Below are 19,443 nucleotides of genomic sequence, written 5' to 3'. Positions count from 1 at the left end.
CGGCGGACCCGCCGGACGATCCTCGGAGCTGGAATGACCGATCAGAACCGGCCGCCGGTCGTCCCCGGACCGCCCGGCCGGCCGGAGGGCACGACGCCGGTCGGCGAGACCGGTACGGCGGAACGGCTCGCCATGAACCGTACGGGCAGCTTCGACTGGGATCTCGAAGCCTGGACCATGGACATGGACGAGGCGGGGCTGCTGGTCTTCGGTCTGGACCCGGCCGCGTTCGACGCGCGCCCGGAGTCCCTGGCGGAGGTGCTGGACCCGGAGGAGCGGACCCGTCTGGGCGTGGCGACGGACGAGGCGCTGAACGGAGCGGGCAGCTCGTACAACGTCCACTTCCGGATTCCGCTCGCCGACGGCCGGGATCAGTGGACGCATGTCCAGGGACGCATCCTGCGCGGCGAGGGCGGGAAGGCGCGCCGGGTGATCGGTCTGGTGCGGGACGCGACAGCCGAGGTCACCCATTCGGACTTCGTGCTGGAGCTGGAAAAACGCCGACGCCGACAGACCGACATAGTTGAACGTACGACGAGTGCCTTGTCGCGTGCGGTGACGGTGGACGATGTGACCGCCGCCCTGACCGGTCCCGGCGGGCTCGCGAGGCTGGGCGCCGACGGGCTGGCCCTCGGGCTGCTGGACAACGCGGCGCTGAACGTCATCGCGCTGAGCGGTGAGTCCCTGGAGGTCCTGGACGACCTGGGTTCGGGCCGGCTCGACCCGACGCTTCCCCTGGCCGACACGGTACTCAGCGGGCGCCCCCGCTTCGTCGGCTCGCTGGCGGCGCTGACGCGGCGCTACCCGGTGCTGGAGCCGTACGTGGGACGGCTGAGGTTTCAGGCGGCGGCCTATCTGCCGCTCGTCGCCCAGGCACGGACGCTCGGCGGCCTGGCCCTCTTCTACCGGCAGCGCACCGCCTTCACGGCCGACGAGCGCAACCTGTGCCTCGGACTCGCCGCGATCGTCGCCCAGTCCCTTCAGCGGGCCAAGCTGTTCGACGAGGAGCGCGAGTTCGCGACCGGGCTGCAGTCCGCGATGCTGCCGCGCCGCATCCATGACATCGAGGGCGGCGAGATCGCGGTCCGCTACCACGCGGCGTGGAGCGGCCGCCAGGTCGGCGGTGACTGGTACGACGTGATCGCCCTGCCCAAGGGGCGGTTCGGGATCGTGGTGGGTGACGTCCAGGGGCACGACACGCATGCTGCGGCGATCATGGGACAGCTCCGGATCGCGTTGCGCGCGTACGCCGCCGAGGGGCACCCTCCCTCGACGGTGCTGGCCCGCGCCTCGCGGTTCCTCGCCGAGCTGGACACGGACCGGTTCGCGACGTGCGCCTATGCCCAGGTCGACCTGGAGACCGGGACCGTGCGGGTCGTGCGGGCCGGTCATTTCGGACCGCTGATCCGGCACATGGACGGCCGGGTCGGCAGCCCCCGGGTGCGTGGCGGCATGCCGCTGGGCATCTCGACCGACTTCGGGGACGAGGAGTATCCGGAGACCCGGCTCGACCTGGTGCCGGGCGAGACGCTGGTGCTGTACACCGACGGGCTGGTGGAGGAGCCGGGCGCCGACATCGACGCGGGGGTGCGCACGCTGATCACCGAGGTCAGCGCGGGTCCGGCGGGCGCGGAGGCGCTGGCCGACCATCTGTCGGACCGGCTGTGGGAGCGGTGGGGCTCGGGTGACGACGTCGCCCTGCTGGTGCTGCGCCGCAGCCCGGACCCGGGGTCGCCCCGGGCACCGAGGCTCCACCAGTACATCCACCAGGCCGACCCGGAGGGGCTGTCCGAGGCGCGGACCATCGTGCGCCAGGCCCTGACCGACTGGGACATGGCCGAACTGGCCGACGACGCCGAGCTGGTGACCGGTGAGCTGCTGGTGAACGTGCTGCTCCACACGGAGGGCGGGGCCGTCCTGACCCTGGAGGTGCTGCCCGAACCGGTCCGCCGGGTGCGGCTGTCGGTGCAGGACCGGTCCAGCGCGTGGCCCCGCCGCCGGTCACCGGGCGAGACCGCGACGTCGGGCCGGGGGCTGCTGCTGCTCGACGCCGTCTCCACGCGCTGGGGCATCGAACCCCGGGGCGAGGGCAAGGCGGTCTGGTGCGAGATCGGGCCGAGCGCGCCGCCCACCACACCGCCGGTGCACCGGCACGCCGCCGAACCGCCAGGGGACGGCCCGGGAGGCGGGGGCGCGCAACGGTGAGGGGCGCACCGCCACGTCGCGCGTGACGGTACGCCCCTCGGCCCCGCCGCCCCTTCGCTGTGCGCGACGGGGCGGCGGGGATTACGTCAGTGCTGTGCGGTGCGGCGCTTGCGCACCGACCACATGATGCCGCCGCCGGCCAGCAGCACGGCCACCGCCGCGCCACCGATGACCGGCGTGGCGGACGAGGAACCGGTCTCGGCCAGGTCCGGCGAGCTGGGGCTCGGCGTCGCCGCGGCGGGCGCGGACGACGAGGCGGACTCGCTCGGCTTGACGCTCGGGCTGGGGGACGCCGTGGTGGGCGTCTCGGACGGCTTCGACTCGGTCGGGCTCGGCGTCGGCGTCGACGGCGGGGTGCCTTCGCACACCGGCGCCTGCTTGGTCTCGTCCTTCGAGTACTGGTCGCCGTCCCCTGCCTTGACGACGAGGCGCACCGTCAGCGGCTGGTCGTGCTCGGGCAGCTCGAGCTTCTTCTCGAAGTCCTTGCCGAACGTCTCCGTCGGCAGCAGGTCGTTGCCGTCGACGCTGACGGTCACCTCGTTGGTGACATTGGCGTTGTACTGAGTGAGGTGCAGGCTCACTGCGTCACAGGTCACGTCCCAGGTGGGGGTGTGAGCTGCGGCCGGACCGGCGGTGAGGACCGCGCCGGAGAGACCGACCACCGCGGCGGCGACGAGAGTTCCCGCTGCGCGCCACGATCTCCTGGGTATGGTCATGGAAATTTCCTCCGCAGATGTTTCGCGCCCGTATGGGCGGTGCAGCGCACAGTACTGCCCCCTTCCCCACGGTGTGCACCCGCCCCACAGCCGTTTCTGCGTCACAACCGCCCCCACACCGTCGCCGGTTGGGACATGCCGGACACGGGCCGGACCGCCCCGGCTGTCCCGGTTCTCCGCCGCGCGTTCAGAGCCGGCGGTGCATGATGTGGAGCCCCACGAAGCCCTCGACCGGGTGGTGGAATCCTTCGGGCAGGGTGCCCAGGATGTCGAAGCCGAGTGAGCGGTACAGCTTCACCGCGGCGGTGTTGGTCTCCACCACCGCGTTGAACTGCATGGCCCGGTACCCGGCCGTGCGCGCCCAGTCGATGCTGTACTCACACAGGGCGCGTCCGACACCGCGCCCGGAGTGCCGGGGGTCGACCATGTAGCTGGCGCTGCCGATGTGGGAGCCGTTGCCCATGTGGTTCTTGTTCATCTTCGCCGTGCCGAGCACGGTGCCGTCGTCGGCGACCGCGACCACGGTCCGGTTGGGTGGCTTGAGGAGCCACCAGTCGGCGGCGTCTGCCTCCTGGAGGTCGAGGGGGTAGGTGAAGGTCTCGCCGGCTGCGACGATTTCGTGGAAGAACGGCCAGATGGCGGGCCAGTCCTCGGGGGTGGCTTCCCTGATCAGCATGGGGCACAGAATGCCTGGTCAGCGCCGCGATCACCAGGGGTTATCCGGAGCACCCCGCCCCGTCCCGCCCCGGGCGGCCACCCGAGCCGGGCCCGCCGCCCCGCCCCGCGTACGCACCGGCCCGGCCCCCGGCCCTCCGGCGCCCGCCGGGCCGCGCTGCACGCGGCAGCCCGCCGTGCCGGGGGCGACGGAGCCCCAACCCCCGGGCCGCGCGCCCCCGCAGCCGGGCCAGCAACCCGGGCTGGCTCCCGGGGCGGGCATGCCCGACGGGGCGGACCCCCGGCCCTGGAGCCTCCGGTCCCGACTTGCCGGGCTCCAGTCCGGACCCGGCAAGCCCCGGCCCGGGCACGGCGGCCTCCGGCCCGGGCACGGCAGGCTCACCGGGCGCGCCCGCCCCGTCGGGCACAGAGGGCGGCGACACCGAGGCAGCCGGCCCGGCGAGCACCGCATCCACCGGCCCCTCCCCCGGTCGTGGCGCCGGACGCGCCTCCCGGGCGGCGTCCAGCTCCGCGATCAGGCTGATCCGGCGCCACAGGATCTCGTCCGGATCGTCGGCGGGCATCAGCCGCTCCATCGCCTCTCGACCGGCGGTCGACCCTCGTCGCCCGAAGACCGCCTCCGGCCTGACCCGGGCGAAGTGGGCCCGCTCGTAGGGGTCGTCCACCACCTCGGCCAGCTGAACCGGATCCAGGCCCTGAGCGACGATCGCCGCGCGCACCCATGGGTCGTCGGTGAGGGCGAGCAGGCGCTCGATCCGCCGGGAGCGCCAGTTGCGCGGCCGCAAGTCGGCCCCGGCATCCAGCCTGCCGCGCATCCAGGCCGGGCTGTTGCCCACCAGGAGCTCCGGCGACCGGGAAGCCAACGCTTCGAGCTCCTGGGCGAGATAGACCCACACCACCGCCCGGTACCGGTTGAGGTAGAAGGCGACAGGTGTGAGGCATCCCGCCCGGGCGAGCCGGGCGAACCGGACCGGGCTGATCCCGAGCAGCTGGGCCCCCTCGGCGGTCCCGACCGTGCGCACCCGTTCGCGCAGCGCTTCGGGAAATCCGTCCTGGGCCCGCAGGCGCTCGAGCTCCTCGCGGTCGGTCCTGGGCCGGCCGTCCGGTCCGGTCCTCACCCGGACCGCTCCCAGGTACACAGCGAGGTCGAACTCGTTCCGCTTGAGACCAAGTTCCGTAGCGGCGCGGGCCGCACCGAATGTGCACCCGCCTTCCTCACGCACGGTGCTGGGCGCCGGCTCCCCTCCAGAGTCCTGATCGACCCCGAAGTCCGTGTTCTTCAGCTGTTTCGCCGTAGTCATGACGTCACTCCCCCGCGCTTCGCAATTACTCTCTGCAACCAGAGTAGTCCGGGAAAGTCAACCGCCGCCGGGCCTGTGGATAACTCCACGGACCCGGCGGCGGCCGGAGTGCGTCGGGACTGTCAGAGCCGGTTGACTCCCCCGGTCCCGTCCTGCCGCGAGTCCACGCCGAGGTGCTGGCCCACCCGGTTGACGAGCAGCGTCATCTCGTACGCCACCTGACCGACGTCCGACTCCGCCTCACTCAGCACGCACAGACAACTGCCTTCCCCCGCCGCCGTGACGAACAGCAATGCCTCGTCGAACTCCACCATGGTCTGCCGGGCCTTTCCGGCACGGAAGTGCCGGCCCGAACCGCGGGCCAGGCTGTGCAGCCCCGACGAGACGGCCGCCAGGTGCTCGGCGTCCTCACGGGCGAGCCCGGAGCTCGCACCGGTGACCAGACCGTCGTTCGACAACACCAGGGCGTGGCGTATGTGCGCCACCCGCTTGGTGAGGTCGTCCAGGAGCCAGTCGAGTCCCCTGTCCATCGCCATTCTGTTTCCTCCCCGTTCACGCGTTCCCCGTGCCTCGCTCGTGGGCCAGCCTTGCGCACGGGTCACGTACGGGCAAGCACCCCGCTCCCGCCACAGGTCGGGAAGCGGCCACCTCCGCTCAGCCGTAGGAGAGGTTCTCGCACAGGTCGTCGTCCGCCGACCGGGCCTCGTCGGCGATCGCCGCCGGCACCTCCGGCGTGGCGGACGCACCGTCGGGTGCGGCCGAGGGGTTGTCCGCGTAGTCCCGTCCGACGGTGACCTGGATGCCGCTTCCCGCGTCGGCGGACTCGGTGACCCGTGCGCCGGGGAAGAGCCCGGCCGTGCGGCGGGCCTCGTCCCGCAGGCCGGGGCCGTACGCGACGACCGTCGCGGAGCGGGTCTGGTCCTGCGCGGTGGCCGTATTCGTGACGGTGAAGTCGTGCGCGCGCAGGAGCCCGGCCGCCTTGGCCGCGAGCCCGGGCACCGTGGTGCCGTTGTAGACGGCGACCTGGATGCCCTTGCCCGAGACGGGGGACCGTGAAGCCTTGGGGGACGCGGTGCTGCTCGCCTTGGCGTCCAGGGGGCGGTCGGCCTTCAGCGCGGCCCACAGCGCGTCGGCGTCCGGCTCCACGACGGCGACGCGCTCGCCCTCGTAGCGCCACGGAACGGTGACGAACTTGGTGTTGTGCAGGTCGATGTTCTTCATCGAGAGGGCGAAGGAGAGCAGCTTGTCGGCCGAGCCGAGTCCGGGGTCGACGGTCATCGCGTCGGTGGCGGCGTCGGCCAGCGGCAGGAGGGTCGTGGGGTTCATGCCGCGCGACTTGACCTTCTTGACCAGGGAGGCGACGAATGCCTGCTGCCGCTTGATCCGCCCTATGTCGGAGCCGTCACCGATTCCATGGCGCAGCCGTACGTAGTCCAGGGCGCGTTGGCCCGAGACCTTCTGCGGACCCTTCTCGAAGACCAGGGTGCCCCGGGTCGTGCGCTTGGGGTTCAGGTCGCGCTGATAGATGTCGTTCGGCAGGCACACCGGCACTCCGCCGACGGCCGAGGTCAGCGCGGAGAACCCCGCGAAGTCGATGACGACGGTGTGGTCGACGCGCAGTCCGGTCAACTGCTCGACGGTGTTCTGGGTACAGGCCGGGTTGCCCTCGACGGTCTCCCCCACCGAGAACGCCCCGTTGAACTGACTGTGCCGGCGCGGGGCGGTCCAACTGCCGTCGGGCTTGCGGCAGGCCGGGATGTCGACCATGGCGTCACGGGGTACGGATACGGCCACGGCATGTTGACGATCGGCGTAAACATGCAGCAGGAGCACGGTGTCCGAGCGGCCGACCTCGCCGGTGGCGCCGCCCAGCCCCTTGTTCTTGCCCGAGCGGGTGTCCGACCCGATGACGAGGACGTTCTGTCCGCCGGAGGAACCGGGCGGCCGGTCGCCGGAGATGCCGTCGGCGCTGAACGTGTCGATGCTGCCGGTGAGTTTCAGATATCCCCAGCCGATCCCGGCGACCAGCAGGACGAGGAAGGACAGCGCGGACACGGCCGTCCGCCGCAGTCGGCTCCCCCTCCTCCCCGTCCCTGTCGCTCTGTTCCTGCTTGCCATGGGCCACCCCGTTCGTACGGCTGCCGCGCGGGGTCGCCTCCCGGCGACTCCCGTGCGGTCGTGCAGTTGTGCGGTTTTCTGGTCGTGACGTGCGATGCCTTCGTGCGCCCCGGACCTGACCATCGTCAGTCCGAACCCCTCTCCCCACAGGGTCACAGGAAACATTGACCGGAAGACGCCGGAGGCCGGTGGGTCGAAGGGCGTCTTCCCCGCCCGCTCCGCGATGAATCGGGCGGGACGCCACCCGCGCCCTGGGCAAATCCTCGCGTTTCCTGAAGAGTGAGGGACAGCCGCCGTCCGTTCCGGGCGACGGCCGGACCGCGGCCCGCTGGAACGTGCGGGACGCGGTCGGTGAACCACGGGATCATTGGAGGAAGTTCATGGGTGTGACCCTGGCCAAGGGCGGCAACGTCTCCTTGTCGAAGGAGGCGCCCGGCCTGACCGCGGTGACGGTCGGCCTGGGCTGGGACGTACGCACGACGACGGGGGCCGACTACGACCTCGACGCCAGTGCGCTGCTGTGCGCGGATCACGGAAAGGTGGTCTCCGACCTGCACTTCGTCTTCTACAACAACCTCAACAGCCCGGACGGTTCCGTCCAGCACACCGGGGACAACCTGACGGGTGAGGGCGAGGGCGACGACGAGTCCATCAACGTGAACCTCTCGGCGGTCCCCGCCGACGTCGCGAAGATAGTCTTCCCGGTCTCCATCCATGACGCGCAGAGCCGGGGGCAGAGTTTCGGCCAGGTGCGCAACGCGTTCATCCGCGTCGTGAACCAGGCCAACGGTGTCGAGCTCGCCCGGTACGACCTCAGCGAGGACGCTTCGACGGAGACCGCGATGGTGTTCGGCGAGCTGTACCGACACGGCGGCGAGTGGAAGTTCCGTGCGGTCGGCCAGGGGTACGCCTCCGGCCTGGCGGGTATCGCGAAGGACTTCGGCGTGAACGTCTGAGGGCGACCGCCCCACCGGCCCGGCTCCGCGTCAGCGGTGGCCGGGCCGGCTCCGTCCGGGCGGCCCTCAGCCCGAGTGCGACGGCTCCCCTTCGCGCGCGGTACGGCTGATGGCACTCGGCCACCACGCCCTGGGCCCGATGTCCACGACCAGCGCGGGGGCCAGCAGCGACCGCACCACCAGCGTGTCCAGCAGGACGCCGAAGGCCACGATGAACGCGATCTGCGCGAGGAAGGCGAGCGGGATCACGATCAGTGCGGCGAAGGTGGCCGCCAGCACCACGCCCGCCGAGGTGATGACGCCGCCGGTGCTCACCAGGCCCCTCAGCATGCCCTGACGCGCGCCGTGTTCCAGCGCCTCCTCGCGGACCCGTGACATCAGGAAGATGTTGTAGTCGACGCCGAGGGCCACCAGGAACACGAATCCGTACAGGGGCACCGAGGCGTCCGTACCGCTGAAGCCGAAGGCGTGCTTGAAGACCAGGGCCGAGACGCCGAGGGTCGCCAGGAAGTTGAGTCCGACGGTGGCCACCAGAAGCACCGGCACCAGGACCGACCGCAGCAGACCCATCAGGATCAGCAGGATGATGACGAGCACCACCGGAACGATGATGTTCCGGTCGCGCTCGGCCGTGCGCTGGGTGTCGTACTGCTGTGCCGTGTAGCCGCCGACGAGCGCGTCCGCGCCGGGTACGGCATGGACGGCGGTACGCAGCCGCTTGACGGTCTCCGTCGCCGCGTCGCTGTCCGCCGCGTCCTTCAGGGTGACGTCGACGCGCACCCGGCCGTCGACCACGAGCGGCTTGCCGCCGCCGGGCCGGCCCGAGGCCGTGACGGGGGCGGCCGAGGCCACGCCCGGTGTCGCCTCGGCGGCCTCGGTCACCTCGTCGGCGCTGTCCGCTTCGGCGATGACGACCGCCGGGTTTCCGGAGCCTCCCGGGAAGTGCTTGCTCAGCGTGGCCTGGGCGGAGACGGAGGGGGCGTCGTTCACGAAGATCTCGTCCAGCGGGACGCCGTGGGACTTCAGGGTGGGGGCGAACGCGGCGCAGGCGACCAGCAGGACCGCGCAGGAGAGCCACACCTTGCGCGGGGACCCGTCGACGCGCGCGGCGACCCGGCGCCAGATCCCGTGCCCGCCGGTCGCCTCGTCCACGGGGCGCGGCTTGGCCGGCCAGTACGCCGCCCGCCCGCACAGCACCAGCACGGCGGGCAGGAAGGTCATCGTGCTGAGCACCGCGCAGACGATGCCGATCGCGCCGACGGGCCCCAGCGCCCGGTTGTTCGTCAGGTCGCTGAGCAGCAGCGCGAGCAGCCCGAGCGCCACCGTGGCGGCGCTCGCGACGATGGCGCCGAAGGAGCGGCGGAGAGCCGCGCGGGCGGCTGTCGTCCGGTCTCCGTGGACCGCCAGCTCCTCCCGGAAGCGCGCGGTCAGCAGGAGCGCGTAGTCGGTGGCCGCGCCGATCACCAGGATCGACAGGATGCCCTGGACCTGGCCGTCCACGAGGACGACGTCGTGGTCCGCGAGGACGTAGACGATGGCGCAGGCCAGCGCGAGGGCGAAGACGGCGCTGATGATGATCAGGAAGGGCAGCAGCACACTGCGGTAGACGAGCAGCAGGATCACGAGGACGGCGGCCAGCGCCACCCCCAGCAGGAGTCCGTCGATCCCGGCGAACGCGTCCTTGAGGTCGGCCTGGGTGGCCGCTGGTCCGGCGATCTCGGGGCTCGTGCCCGCCACCGAACCGGCTGCGTCGCGCACCCGGTCCAGGGTGTCCGGGAGCTCGTCGCCGAGGTCGGAGCGCAGTTGCACGACGCCCGACAGGGCCTCGCCGTCCTCGGACGGCAGCGCGGGTGACGGTGTGCCGACCACGCCGGGCTTCCCGGCCAGGGAGGCCAGCGCGCGGGTCGCGGACGCGCGGGCGCCGTCCGGGAGTCCGCCTTCGTCGCCGGTCCAGACGACGATCGCGGGCACGGTCCCAGCCCGCTGGAACGCCTTCTGCTCGTCCGCGACCTGGGTCGACTCGGCGCTGCGCGGCAGGAACGCCGCCCGGTCGTTGGTGGCCACCTCGCCGAGCTTTCCGGCGTACGGGCCGAGCGTCCCACCGATTCCGAGCCAGACGACAAGCAGCGCTACGGGGACGAGCCAGCGGACGACACGGTGCCTCGATGGGGGCTTCATTGCTTCCTCAGGGATCGACACATGACACACATGACCCGAAGTCTCTCGGTCATTCATTATCTCAATGATCAAGAGATATTACTGTAGAGCCATGCGCACCACAGACGAGAGCCCGGACAGAGGCACGGACGACGGGCCCACGAGCCTCCAGTCGTTCGCTGTGCTGCTGCGCCGCATGAACGGCGAGTTCAACCGCATCGCACATGACTTCGCCCATGCCCAGGGGCTGCACCCGACGGATATGCAGGCCCTCGTCGCCATCCTCGACGCGGACCGGGGCGAGGACGGCCGCGCCATGACACCGGGGCGCCTGCGTGAACAGCTGGATCTCACCTCGGGGGCCGTGACCGCGTGTCTGGACCGGCTGGAACGCGCGGGACACATCCGGCGGGTACGGGACAGCGGCGACCGACGTGTGGTGCATCTTCACTACGCGGCCGCCGCGAAACATGTGGCCCGTGACTTCTTCAAGCCGCTGGCGGCGGGCACGGAAGCGGCGCGCAGGCAGTTCGCCGACGACGAGCTCCGTGTCGTGATCCGCTTCCTGCAGGCGATGAACGAGGAGCTGGCGCAGCTGCGCCGCGCCGATCCAGGGGCTTAGGGCGCGAGGTCACGGACCGGGCAGCCGCGCACCCCGGGGGTGGGGAACGTGCCCAGGGTCGCCACCTCGTATCCGTCCGGGTAGCCCTTGATCTCGGGGTTCTGCCGCGCGTAGTGCGGTGTGGTGCGCGGGGGCAGCAGGCGTACGGCGCGGGCGCGCAGCCGCAGCGCGCCCCGGGTGAGGCCGCGGGCCAGGGGCGCCGGGCGCTCGTAGCGGAAGGCGCGCAGCAGCGAGTCGTCCAGGAGTGCGAGGCTCGCGCCGCGTACGAGCGGTGCGAGGGGGCGGGGGTACCAGGAGGCCATCAGGTCCAGCGTGGCGTCGGAGACCGAGCGCGCGCCCTCGTCCCAGCCGAAGTGCGCGTCCTCGTAGGTGTCGAGGGTGCGCTCGAAGTCCTCGTACGTCTGCGGCAGGTCCTTGATGCCCATGTGGGCGCCGAGCATCCTGTAGTACGCGGCGAACGCGCGCAGCTCGTGGTCGCAGAGCCGGCGCCAGCCGTACGCGTCGAGCCACCGCTTCGGGGTGACGACGAAGGTGCACAGGACGTAGCGCATGTCGTCGTTGCTGATGTCGTAGGCGGCGTGCATCCGGTTGATCCGGCGGAGGGCGGTGCGCCCCGGATCGCTGTCGAAGCCGTGCTCCACGACGGTGTCCAGGAGGAGCGCGGTGTCGTCGTACCGCTTCTGCGTACGGTCCGTCAGTTCCGCTGTCTCAGCGAGGAGACGCCCGATGCTGGGGACGGCATAGGTGCGGTAGAGGGCGAGTTCGAGGGCGCGGGTGATGTCCCAGGGGAACTCGAGGGTGACGGTGGTCCGGTAGATCTCCAGGAAGTCCCGCTCGGGATCGAGGCGTTGGATCTCCTTCAGCCGGTCGTAACGCTTCACCGCACCGTCCCCCTTGTCCAGGTCGAGTGTCCCAGCCTACGTCCGGGGGCAAGACGGTGAGTACGCGCGACGCACGCGCGTTGACGTGTTGACGTATGGATGAAAGGCGGGGTTTCCCATGGCCGCGATATTCGGTGTCCTGCGCAGAGCCGTGACCACGGGCCGCAAGGCCGGCCGCCCGGCGACGGTCCCCGCGGCGGCCGGACGCAGGCAGCACAACCTGTTCGATGCGGCGGCCGTCTACGTCGCGGCGTCGGCCGAGGACGACGAGGAGCGGATGGACGAAGCGAGCGGCTGGGTGTCGCCGGAGCAGCTCTCCTTCGGCGTCAGCGAGCTGGCCTGCCGGGCAGTGATCGCGCTGGCCCGTGAACGGAACGAATCGCCGCAGGTGGTGGCGCGGGAACTGCTCGGCCTGTCCGACGCCTGATCCGGGTGGGCGCGGGGAACGCGCTCGTGGGACATCCGTCCTTGTCAGGGCCTCGACGGCGGGGTTACCCACTGGTTAGGGTGCGCCGACGGAATCCATGACGGACGAGGAGAACGCAGTGACCGGGACGGACGACGCGGTCGCCGACGACGACGCGCTGTATGTGCTGACCGCGATCCTGCTGACGCCCGCGCAGTTCCCCAGCGTGCTCGGCGACGACTATCCGGCGGCGTGCGCGGCACTGGGCCTCGAACCGTACGCCGAGGGGTACGGGCTGGTCCTGGGCCAGGACTCCGACGGCGCCCGGTGGACCGTCGTCGTGGACGACGTGTCCCTGGTCGCGGTGGCGATCGCCTCATGGGACTGCGGCATGGAGTACGACCTGTCGCCGGACGACGGCTCGGTGGTCTGCGCGCTGCCCGGCTGGCCGCTCGCCGTGGCCGTCGCCGCGCCCGGGGTTCCCGCCCCGCACGACCCGGAGCCCGACCCGGAGGCGGACGGGGAGGCCCCGGCCCCCCTGTCGCCGCCCGACACCGAGGTGTGGGGGCCCGCCCAACGCCGCCTGGGCGCGGACGCCATCGCCTCGCAGTGGGCCGACTGGCGCGCGCAGATGGACGACGGGACGGGCGCCGCCCCGAACGACGGAGCAACGGGCTCCGCCCCGGACGACGACGCGCCGCAGTCACCCGTCGCCGTCGCCGGCCCGCACCCCGGTATCCGGCTGGCGCTGGCCGAGGCACGCGGCTATCTGGACGATCCGCCGCCCCCGGGCCGCGTCCGGTCCTCGTTCGCCCCCGGGGACGCCCGGATGATCCGGGCCGACGGCCCCGGCTGGTCGATGGTGGCCAGGACCGACGACATCGCCTTCATGCTCCTGGACGAGGTCCCGGGCGAGATCCTGCCCGTCCGGCGCGGGCCCGAGCTGCCCGGTCTCCTCAAGGCCCTGGACGCCATAGCCGTACGCCCGTCCTGACCACCGGCGAGGACGACCGCCGACGCGGCCGGACGGGGGTCAGACGCGTTCGAGCGGCCGGTGCGGCTCGGCGGGGAGCTCGATCCTGACCGGGTCTCCCGGCCTGACCACACCACCGGCCGTGACGACGCTCATGATGCCGGCCTTGCGGACGATGTTGCCCGCCTCGTCGCGGCCGACGACCTGCTTGAGGAGGCCGCCCTGAAAGTCTTCGATCTGCATGCACGGATTGCGCAGCCCGGTCACCTCGACAACGGCTTCCTCACCGAGGTGCAGCAGGGTGCCGACGGGCAGGGACAGCAGATCGATCCCCCGGGTCGTGATGTTCTCCCCGATGTCGCCGGGCGCCACCTCGAAGCCCAGCGCACGGACCTCCTCGAACAGCTCCTCATGGATGAGGTGGACCTGGCGCAGGTTCGGCTGGGTGGGGTCCTGGGCGATCCGGGAGCGGTGCTTGACCGTGACCCCCGCGTGCACATCGCCCTCCACGCCGAGGCCGGCGAGCAGGGTGACGCTGTCGCGGTTCGGCTTGGTGAAGCTGTAGGTCTCGTTCCTGCTGACGGCGGTCACGGTGCCACTCACAGCGGATACCCCTCTCAGCGACCGGCCCTCAGCGGCCGATCTCCTTGCGTGTGATCCTACGGAGCCGTCGGCGCTGGGAGGGGTCCAGGGCGAGATACGCGAGCGTGGGCACTCCGACGAGCACGAGCAGGGACAGCCAGAACCCGATGAAGGGCATCAGGACGACCGCGACGACGACTCCCCCGATGGCAACCTTGGCGCTGTTCGACATCGTCCGTACCTCCTCCGCGGCCCGTGGCCGCCTCTGATGGTGAGAACGTCCGCGCGCCCTCATCGGTTCCTGATTCCCGCTCCCTCGTACGCGGAGCGGCCGGTCACCGTAGCGGCGCACCGACCTCGTGCATATGGGTGAGCGCCTGCCGGTAGGACTCGATCAGTCCGGTCTCCGCGTACGGCAGGCCGACGGCCTCGCAGTGGGCCTTGACCATGGGCTGGGCCAGGCGCAGGTGCGGCCGGGGCATGCTCGGGAAGAGGTGGTGCTCGATCTGGTAGTTGAGGCCGCCGAGGAACCAGTCGGTGAGGGCCGCTCCGCGTACGTTGCGCGAGGTGAGGACCTGGCGCCGCAGGTGGTCCCAGCGGTCCCCGTCGGGGTCGGGCATCTCCATGCCCTTGTGGTTCGGGGCGAAGGCCATGCCGAGGTGGAGTCCGAAGAGCGCGTGGTGCACGAGCGCGAAGACGACCGCCTTCCCCGGGGACATGACGGTGAGGAGCAGGGTGGCGTAGAGGCCGAGGTGCGAGAGGAGCAGGAATCCGGACAGGGCGCGCTCGCGCGGGGACTGTTGCTTCAGGTACTGGAAGCCGGAGACCTTGAGGGCGATGCCTTCGAGAAGCAGCATCGGGAAGAACAGCCGGGCCTGGTTGCGGGTGAGCCAGCGGGCGAAGCCCTCACGCTGGGCGGCCTGCTTCTGCGTCCACACCAGGGCGCCCACGCCGACGTCGGGGTCCTTGTCGATGTGGTTCGGATTGGCGTGGTGGCGTACGTGCTTGTCGTTCCACCACGCCTCGTTCATGCCGAGCAGCAGGTTGCCGTGGAAGAGGCCGATCACACGGCTCACCTTCCGGTTTCCGGTTATCTGGGCGTGCCCCGCGTCGTGCCCCACGAATGAGGTACGGGCCCAGAGGAGCGCCAGGGGCAGGGCGAGCGGCAGCACCCACCAGGTGTTGCCCAGGAGGACGATGCCGGTGACCACGGCGGCCAGGGCGAGGAGGTTGACGGTGATGCCTGCGGCGTACCAGCCGGTGCGCCGTTCGAGGAGTCCTTGCGCCTTGACGTCGCGCAGCAGGGGCGCGAAGTCGCTTCCTGGGCTTCGGGCGCCGTCACGCGTGTGTTCCGCTGCGGCAAGGGTGGCCTGGGGCATGGTGTCTCCGGTCTCGAATCCGCTCCGACCTCAGGAAACGTACGGTTCGCGGGGTCCTCGGAGCCATGGCGCCACCACCCGGGGCATGGTGGTGCCAGCACCCTCCCTGGGTGGGGGGCCGACTGCACCGGGGAGCCGTGCCCGCACCACCGCGTGGCGCACCTCACACGCATCGACGGCCCCGGGGCACGGAAGTTGGGGTACCCTCGGCGACTCGGTCGGCTAGTCAAATTTGAGGACTCTGACATCGCTGTGCACCGCCCCTCCTCCGCTTCCCTCTCCGAAATCTCCGCGCTCGCCGGCTGTTCCGTGGTCTTCCTGCCCTCGGATCCCTCCCGCACCGGCCACCTCGCCTTCTGGCACCCCGACGGCAGCAGCCCGCCCGAAGGCCCCGGCGAGACCGGCACGCTGACGGTCGCGGGCCCCGACGCCCTGCCGTACGAGGTGCCGGCGCGCCTCCTCTCCGTCGCCGACGGGCTCCCCGTCCTCACGCGCGCGCGGTCGGCGGCGCATGCCTCAGCGGCCGTGGCCTTCTGGGGCGCGGCGGGGCTGCTCGCCCTGCAGTTCGCCGCCCGGGGCCTGCTCCTTCCGGGGCTGAGCGGGACGGACCACGACAGCTGGCGGTCCGGGCCGCTGACCGCCGACGACCTGATGCGCGTCCGCACCCTGGCCGCCTCCATGCCGCCCACCGCCCACGCCGTGCCCGTCGACGCGGCTGCCCGGCCGCTCCTGCTGCCCGAACCGGAGCGCCTGGTACGGGCGTTCCTCGACGCGGTCGCCGACTCCCTGCCCCGGACCCCCGCCGCACCGCTCGCCGCGGGCGGTCCGGCGTTCACCGCGTGGGAGCCGCAGCGTCTGCCCGGTCACCGGGCATGGGCGGCCGATGTGGCGGCCGGGCACGACGCGGGCGTCCGGCTGTCGCTGCGCGTGGAGGTGGCGGGGCTCGACCGGGGCGACGGACCGGGAACCGGGCCTTCGTTCCGCGTGGTGCCGCAGATCCACAGCGTCAGCGATCCGGCCGTGGTCGCCGATGCCGCCGAGGTGTGGGCGGGCGGTGGCCCGGCCGCGGAGGCATTCGGGCCGCGCGCCCGGATGGACACCCTGCTGATGCTGCGCCGGGCCGCCCGCGCCTGGCCGACGCTCACCCCGCTGCTCTCGGCGGCCGTGCCGGACGCGGTGGAGCCGGCCGACGAGGAGATCACCGAACTCCTCGGACCCGCCGCGCGGGCGCTCGCCGCGACGGGCGTCCAGGTCCACTGGCCCAGGGAGCTGACCGCCCGCAGGCTCACGGCGCGCGCGGTGATCGGACCGGACGGCGACGAGGCGGACGGCGGCGCGCCCCGGGGTCTCGCGCGGACCGCGTCGGACGCCGCGCCGCTGTTGTCGTCCGACGCCCTGCTGACCTTCAACTGGTGGTTCGCCCTCGGCGACCAGCAGCTGAGCCGTGCGGAGCTGGACCGGCTGGCCGAGGCGGGGCGGCCGCTGGTGCGGCTGCGCGACCAGTGGGTGCTCATCGACCCCGACGAGGCGCGGCGGGCCCGGGAGACGCAGGACCGCAAGGTCACCCCGATCGACGCGCTGGGCGCGGCGCTGACCGGTTCCGCCGAGGTGGACGGCCGCCGGGTCGAGGTCCGGGCCACCGGCTGGCTGGAGCGGCTGCGCGAGCGCGTCGCGGACCCGGCCCGGCAGGACGGGGAGCCGGCGGTCGGTCAGCCGGCCGCGCTCACCGCGACGCTGCGGGACTATCAGCTCCGGGGTCTGAACTGGCTGCACACCATGACCTCGCTCGGGCTGGGCGGCTGCCTCGCCGACGACATGGGGCTCGGCAAGACCATCACCCTGATCGCGCTGCACCTGCACCGCCAGACCCTTGAAGGGGGCGCCGGGCCCACGCTCGTGGTCTGCCCGACCTCGCTGATGGGCAACTGGCAGCGCGAGATCGAGAAGTTCGCCCCCGGCACCCCGGTCCGCCGCTTCCACGGCGCGTCCCGCACTCTGGACGATCTGCCGGAGAACGGGTTCGTGCTCACCACGTACGGGACGATGCGGCTGGACGCGCCGAGGCTCGCCTCGGCGCGGTGGGGCATGGTCGTCGCGGACGAGGCGCAGCATGTGAAGAACCCGTACTCGGCGACGGCCCGCGCCCTGCGCACCATCGGCGCCGGGGCGCGGGTGGCGCTGACCGGCACCCCGGTGGAGAACAACCTCTCCGAGCTGTGGGCGATCCTCGACTGGACGACACCGGGGCTGCTGGGGCGGCTCGGCACGTTCCGCACCCGGTACGCGCGGGCGGTGGAGGGCGGGGACCCGGCGGCGGCCGAGCGGCTTGGCGCGCTGGTACGGCCGTTTCTGCTGCGTCGGCGCAAGTCGGATCCCGGCATCGCGCCGGAGCTGCCGCCCAAGACGGAGACGGACCGGGCGGTGTCGCTGACGCCCGAACAGGCGGGGCTGTACGAGGCGGTGGTGCGGGAGACGCTGGCGGCGATCGCGGAGGCCGACGGCATGTCCAGGCGCGGTCTCGTGGTGAAGCTGCTGACCTCGCTCAAGCAGATCTGCAACCACCCGGCGCAGTACCTCAAGGAGGACGAGCCGCGCATCGCCGGCCGCTCGGGGAAGCTGGAACTGCTGGACGAACTCCTGGACACCATCGTGGCGGAGGGCGCCGGGGTGCTGGTGTTCACGCAGTACGTCGGCATGGCCCGGCTCCTCGAACGGCATCTGGCGGCACGCGGCATCGGCACGCAGTTCCTGCACGGCGGCACTCCGGTCGCCGCGCGGGAGGAGATGGTGAACCGATTCCAGGCGGGCGAGGCGCCGGTGTTCCTGTTGTCGCTGAAGGCCGCGGGCACGGGCCTCAACCTGACGAGGGCCGGTCATGTGGTGCACTTCGACCGCTGGTGGAACCCGGCGGTCGAGGCGCAGGCCACCGACCGCGCGTACCGGATCGGGCAGACCCAGCCGGTGCAGGTCCACCGGCTGATCGCCGAGGGGACGATCGAAGACCGGATCGCGGACATGCTCGCCCGCAAGCAGGGTCTTGCCGACGCGGTGCTGGGGTCCGGGGAGAGCGCCCTGACGGAACTCAGCGACGCGGAACTGGCCGATCTGGTGGAGCTTCGAGGGGGGACGCGATGAGCGACGGATACGAGGCCGAGGAGTTCACCGACGGTGGCGACGGACGGGAGGACGGGCTGGCCGCGCAGGAGCGCACCTTCGCCGCCCTGCCTCCGGCGCCCGGCCGCGGTTTCGCCGCTTCCTGGTGGGGAAAGGCGTGGCTCAAGGCGCTGGAGGACACCGCTCTGGACCTGCGGCAGCTGAAGGCGGGGCGCCGTGTGGCACGGGAGGGCGGGGTCGGTGCCGTGTCCGTACGGCCGGGCCGGATCACGGCGGTGGTGCGTGAGCGGGACGGCAGTACGTATCGCAGCGATGTGCTGCTTCAGGAGCTGGACGAGCAGGAGTGGGACCGTTTCCTCGGCATGGCGACCGAGCGGACGGGGCACATCGCGGCGCTGCTCGACCGCGAGATGCCGCCGCACCTGGTCGAGGACGCCGCAGCGGCCGGGATGGATCTGCTCCCGGGGATCGGTGACCTGGAACCGCGGTGCACGTGCGAGGCGTGGGACCACTGCCCGCACACCGCCGCGCTCTGCTATCAGGTGGCGCGGCTTCTGGACCAGGACCCGTTCGTGCTGCTGCTGATGCGGGGGCGCGGCGAACGGATGCTGCTCGACGGGCTCCAGGAGCGGATCGCGGCGACGGCCGGTGCCCCGGACGTCGCGGCCGAGGCCGAGGAGCCGGTGCCGGACCCGGGCGTGTCCGGCGTACCGGCGGAGCAGGCGTACGCAGCCGGCTCCATCCTGCCCGCGCTGCCGGCGCCTCCTGAGCTTCCCGGGGAGCCCGGCGCCGCCCCCTCGCTGGACACGGAGACGGACCCCGAGGCGGGGGTGGACCCGACGGCGCTGGAGATGCTGGCGCGGGACGCGGCGGCCCGGGCGCACCGGATGCTCGCCGACGCCCTGACGCCCGGTCATGAAGGCCGCCCGGTGCCCGAGTCGCTGACGGTGCGCCAGGACGCGGTCAGACTGGCGGCGGACGCGCGCCCGGAGCCGTGGATCGTCCACCGGCTGGCGAGCGGCGCGGGAAGGACGCGCGCCGGGCTCCCCGCCGCGGCCGCGGCCTGGCGGTACGGTGGGGCGACCGCGCTCGCCGTGCTCGACGAGGACCGGCCCCTGGACGGCGAGGCGCTGGCCCGGGCCAGGACCCGGCTGGCCGAGGCGTGGGAGGAGGACGAGGCGCCCCGGCTGCGGGCCGAGCGCAGCCGCTGGACGTCGGCGGACGGCGGCCTCCAACTCCGCTACGGACCGGACGGGCGCTGGTATCCGTACCGGAAGGAGAACGGTCAGTGGTTCCCGGCGGGGCCGTCCGACGACGACCCGGCGGCCGCCTGGGCGGAGGCGCAAGGCGTCTGACGA

General features: G+C 72.2%; 17 protein-coding genes. 7 read left to right on the top strand and 10 right to left on the bottom strand.

What is annotated here, in order from left to right; genetic code table 11:
• Positions 1–33: 33 nt before the first annotated feature.
• Entirely contained in the window at positions 34–2,205 is a 2,172-nt protein-coding gene (locus AMK18_RS06840) for a SpoIIE family protein phosphatase (protein ID WP_073862047.1), read from the top strand.
• Positions 2,206–2,291: 86 nt separating this feature from the next.
• On the opposite strand, the gene AMK18_RS06835 is transcribed toward AMK18_RS06840, so the two are convergent.
• The 5 genes from AMK18_RS06835 to AMK18_RS06815 all read right to left on the bottom strand — a co-directional run bounded on the left by AMK18_RS06835 (position 2,292) and on the right by AMK18_RS06815 (position 7,015).
• The gene (locus AMK18_RS06835) at positions 2,292–2,921 is read right to left on the bottom strand and encodes an LAETG motif-containing sortase-dependent surface protein (RefSeq protein WP_161271585.1); all 630 of its coding nucleotides are present in this window, start codon (positions 2,919–2,921) and stop codon (positions 2,292–2,294) included.
• A 187-nt stretch (positions 2,922–3,108) separates the two neighbouring features.
• Complete coding sequence (locus AMK18_RS06830) at positions 3,109–3,597, bottom strand: GNAT family N-acetyltransferase (RefSeq protein ID WP_018105006.1); 489 nt, start codon at positions 3,595–3,597, stop codon at positions 3,109–3,111.
• Between the two features lie 40 nt (positions 3,598–3,637).
• A complete protein-coding gene (locus tag AMK18_RS06825; protein ID WP_073862046.1) occupies positions 3,638–4,897 on the bottom strand; it encodes a DUF6397 family protein in 1,260 nt (419 codons plus the stop codon).
• A gap of 122 nt (positions 4,898–5,019) precedes the next feature.
• Positions 5,020–5,433: a roadblock/LC7 domain-containing protein gene (locus AMK18_RS06820; RefSeq protein ID WP_018105008.1), complete on the bottom strand. Its 414-nt coding sequence runs from the start codon at positions 5,431–5,433 to the stop codon at positions 5,020–5,022.
• A gap of 118 nt (positions 5,434–5,551) precedes the next feature.
• On the bottom strand, positions 5,552–7,015 hold the full coding sequence (locus AMK18_RS06815; protein ID WP_198956945.1) for an LCP family protein: 1,464 nt from the start codon (positions 7,013–7,015) through the stop codon (positions 5,552–5,554).
• Between the two features lie 380 nt (positions 7,016–7,395).
• Between AMK18_RS06815 and AMK18_RS06810 the strand changes: the two genes are divergently transcribed.
• Positions 7,396–7,971: a TerD family protein gene (locus AMK18_RS06810; protein WP_018105010.1), complete on the top strand. Its 576-nt coding sequence runs from the start codon at positions 7,396–7,398 to the stop codon at positions 7,969–7,971.
• A 66-nt stretch (positions 7,972–8,037) separates the two neighbouring features.
• Here AMK18_RS06810 and AMK18_RS06805 read toward each other — a convergent pair whose 3' ends face one another.
• Positions 8,038–10,149, bottom strand: a complete 2,112-nt coding sequence (locus AMK18_RS06805) for an MMPL family transporter (RefSeq protein WP_073862044.1) — start codon at positions 10,147–10,149, stop codon at positions 8,038–8,040.
• Between the two features lie 91 nt (positions 10,150–10,240).
• Here AMK18_RS06805 and AMK18_RS06800 point away from each other — a divergent pair, with 91 nt between their 5' ends.
• A complete protein-coding gene (locus tag AMK18_RS06800; protein ID WP_073862043.1) occupies positions 10,241–10,750 on the top strand; it encodes a MarR family winged helix-turn-helix transcriptional regulator in 510 nt (169 codons plus the stop codon).
• Here AMK18_RS06800 and AMK18_RS06795 read toward each other — a convergent pair.
• The gene (locus AMK18_RS06795) at positions 10,747–11,631 is read right to left on the bottom strand and encodes an oxygenase MpaB family protein (protein WP_073862042.1); all 885 of its coding nucleotides are present in this window, start codon (positions 11,629–11,631) and stop codon (positions 10,747–10,749) included. The genes AMK18_RS06800 and AMK18_RS06795 overlap by 4 nt on opposite strands.
• Before the next feature lie 118 nt (positions 11,632–11,749).
• On the opposite strand from AMK18_RS06795, the gene AMK18_RS06790 reads away from it, so the two are divergent.
• Positions 11,750–12,058: a hypothetical protein gene (locus AMK18_RS06790; protein WP_073862041.1), complete on the top strand. Its 309-nt coding sequence runs from the start codon at positions 11,750–11,752 to the stop codon at positions 12,056–12,058.
• A 118-nt stretch (positions 12,059–12,176) separates the two neighbouring features.
• Positions 12,177–13,031, top strand: a complete 855-nt coding sequence (locus AMK18_RS06785; RefSeq protein ID WP_073862308.1) for a hypothetical protein — start codon at positions 12,177–12,179, stop codon at positions 13,029–13,031.
• Between the two features lie 39 nt (positions 13,032–13,070).
• Here the strand turns inward: AMK18_RS06785 and AMK18_RS06780 are convergent, their stop codons facing one another.
• From AMK18_RS06780 to AMK18_RS06770, 3 genes are all read right to left on the bottom strand, one after another.
• Entirely contained in the window at positions 13,071–13,613 is a 543-nt protein-coding gene (locus AMK18_RS06780) for an MOSC domain-containing protein (protein ID WP_241836467.1), read from the bottom strand.
• A 28-nt stretch (positions 13,614–13,641) separates the two neighbouring features.
• The gene (locus tag AMK18_RS06775; protein ID WP_073862040.1) at positions 13,642–13,824 is read right to left on the bottom strand and encodes a hypothetical protein; all 183 of its coding nucleotides are present in this window, start codon (positions 13,822–13,824) and stop codon (positions 13,642–13,644) included.
• Between the two features lie 103 nt (positions 13,825–13,927).
• Complete coding sequence (locus tag AMK18_RS06770; protein WP_073862039.1) at positions 13,928–14,971, bottom strand: fatty acid desaturase family protein; 1,044 nt, start codon at positions 14,969–14,971, stop codon at positions 13,928–13,930.
• 252 nt (positions 14,972–15,223) lie between these two features.
• On the opposite strand from AMK18_RS06770, the gene AMK18_RS06765 reads away from it, so the two are divergent.
• A complete protein-coding gene (locus AMK18_RS06765; protein WP_073862038.1) occupies positions 15,224–18,106 on the top strand; it encodes a DEAD/DEAH box helicase in 2,883 nt (960 codons plus the stop codon).
• A complete protein-coding gene (locus tag AMK18_RS06760) occupies positions 18,103–19,440 on the top strand; it encodes an SWIM zinc finger family protein (protein ID WP_073862037.1) in 1,338 nt (445 codons plus the stop codon). The genes AMK18_RS06765 and AMK18_RS06760 overlap by 4 nt, the downstream gene beginning before the upstream one ends.
• The last annotated feature ends 3 nt before the right edge of the window (positions 19,441–19,443 follow it).

This window comes from Streptomyces sp. CB01249, assembly GCF_001905735.1.
Classification (GTDB): domain Bacteria; phylum Actinomycetota; class Actinomycetes; order Streptomycetales; family Streptomycetaceae; genus Streptomyces.
Note: the sequence above shows the minus strand (reverse complement) of the source record. Positions and strands in the feature narration are given on the sequence as shown.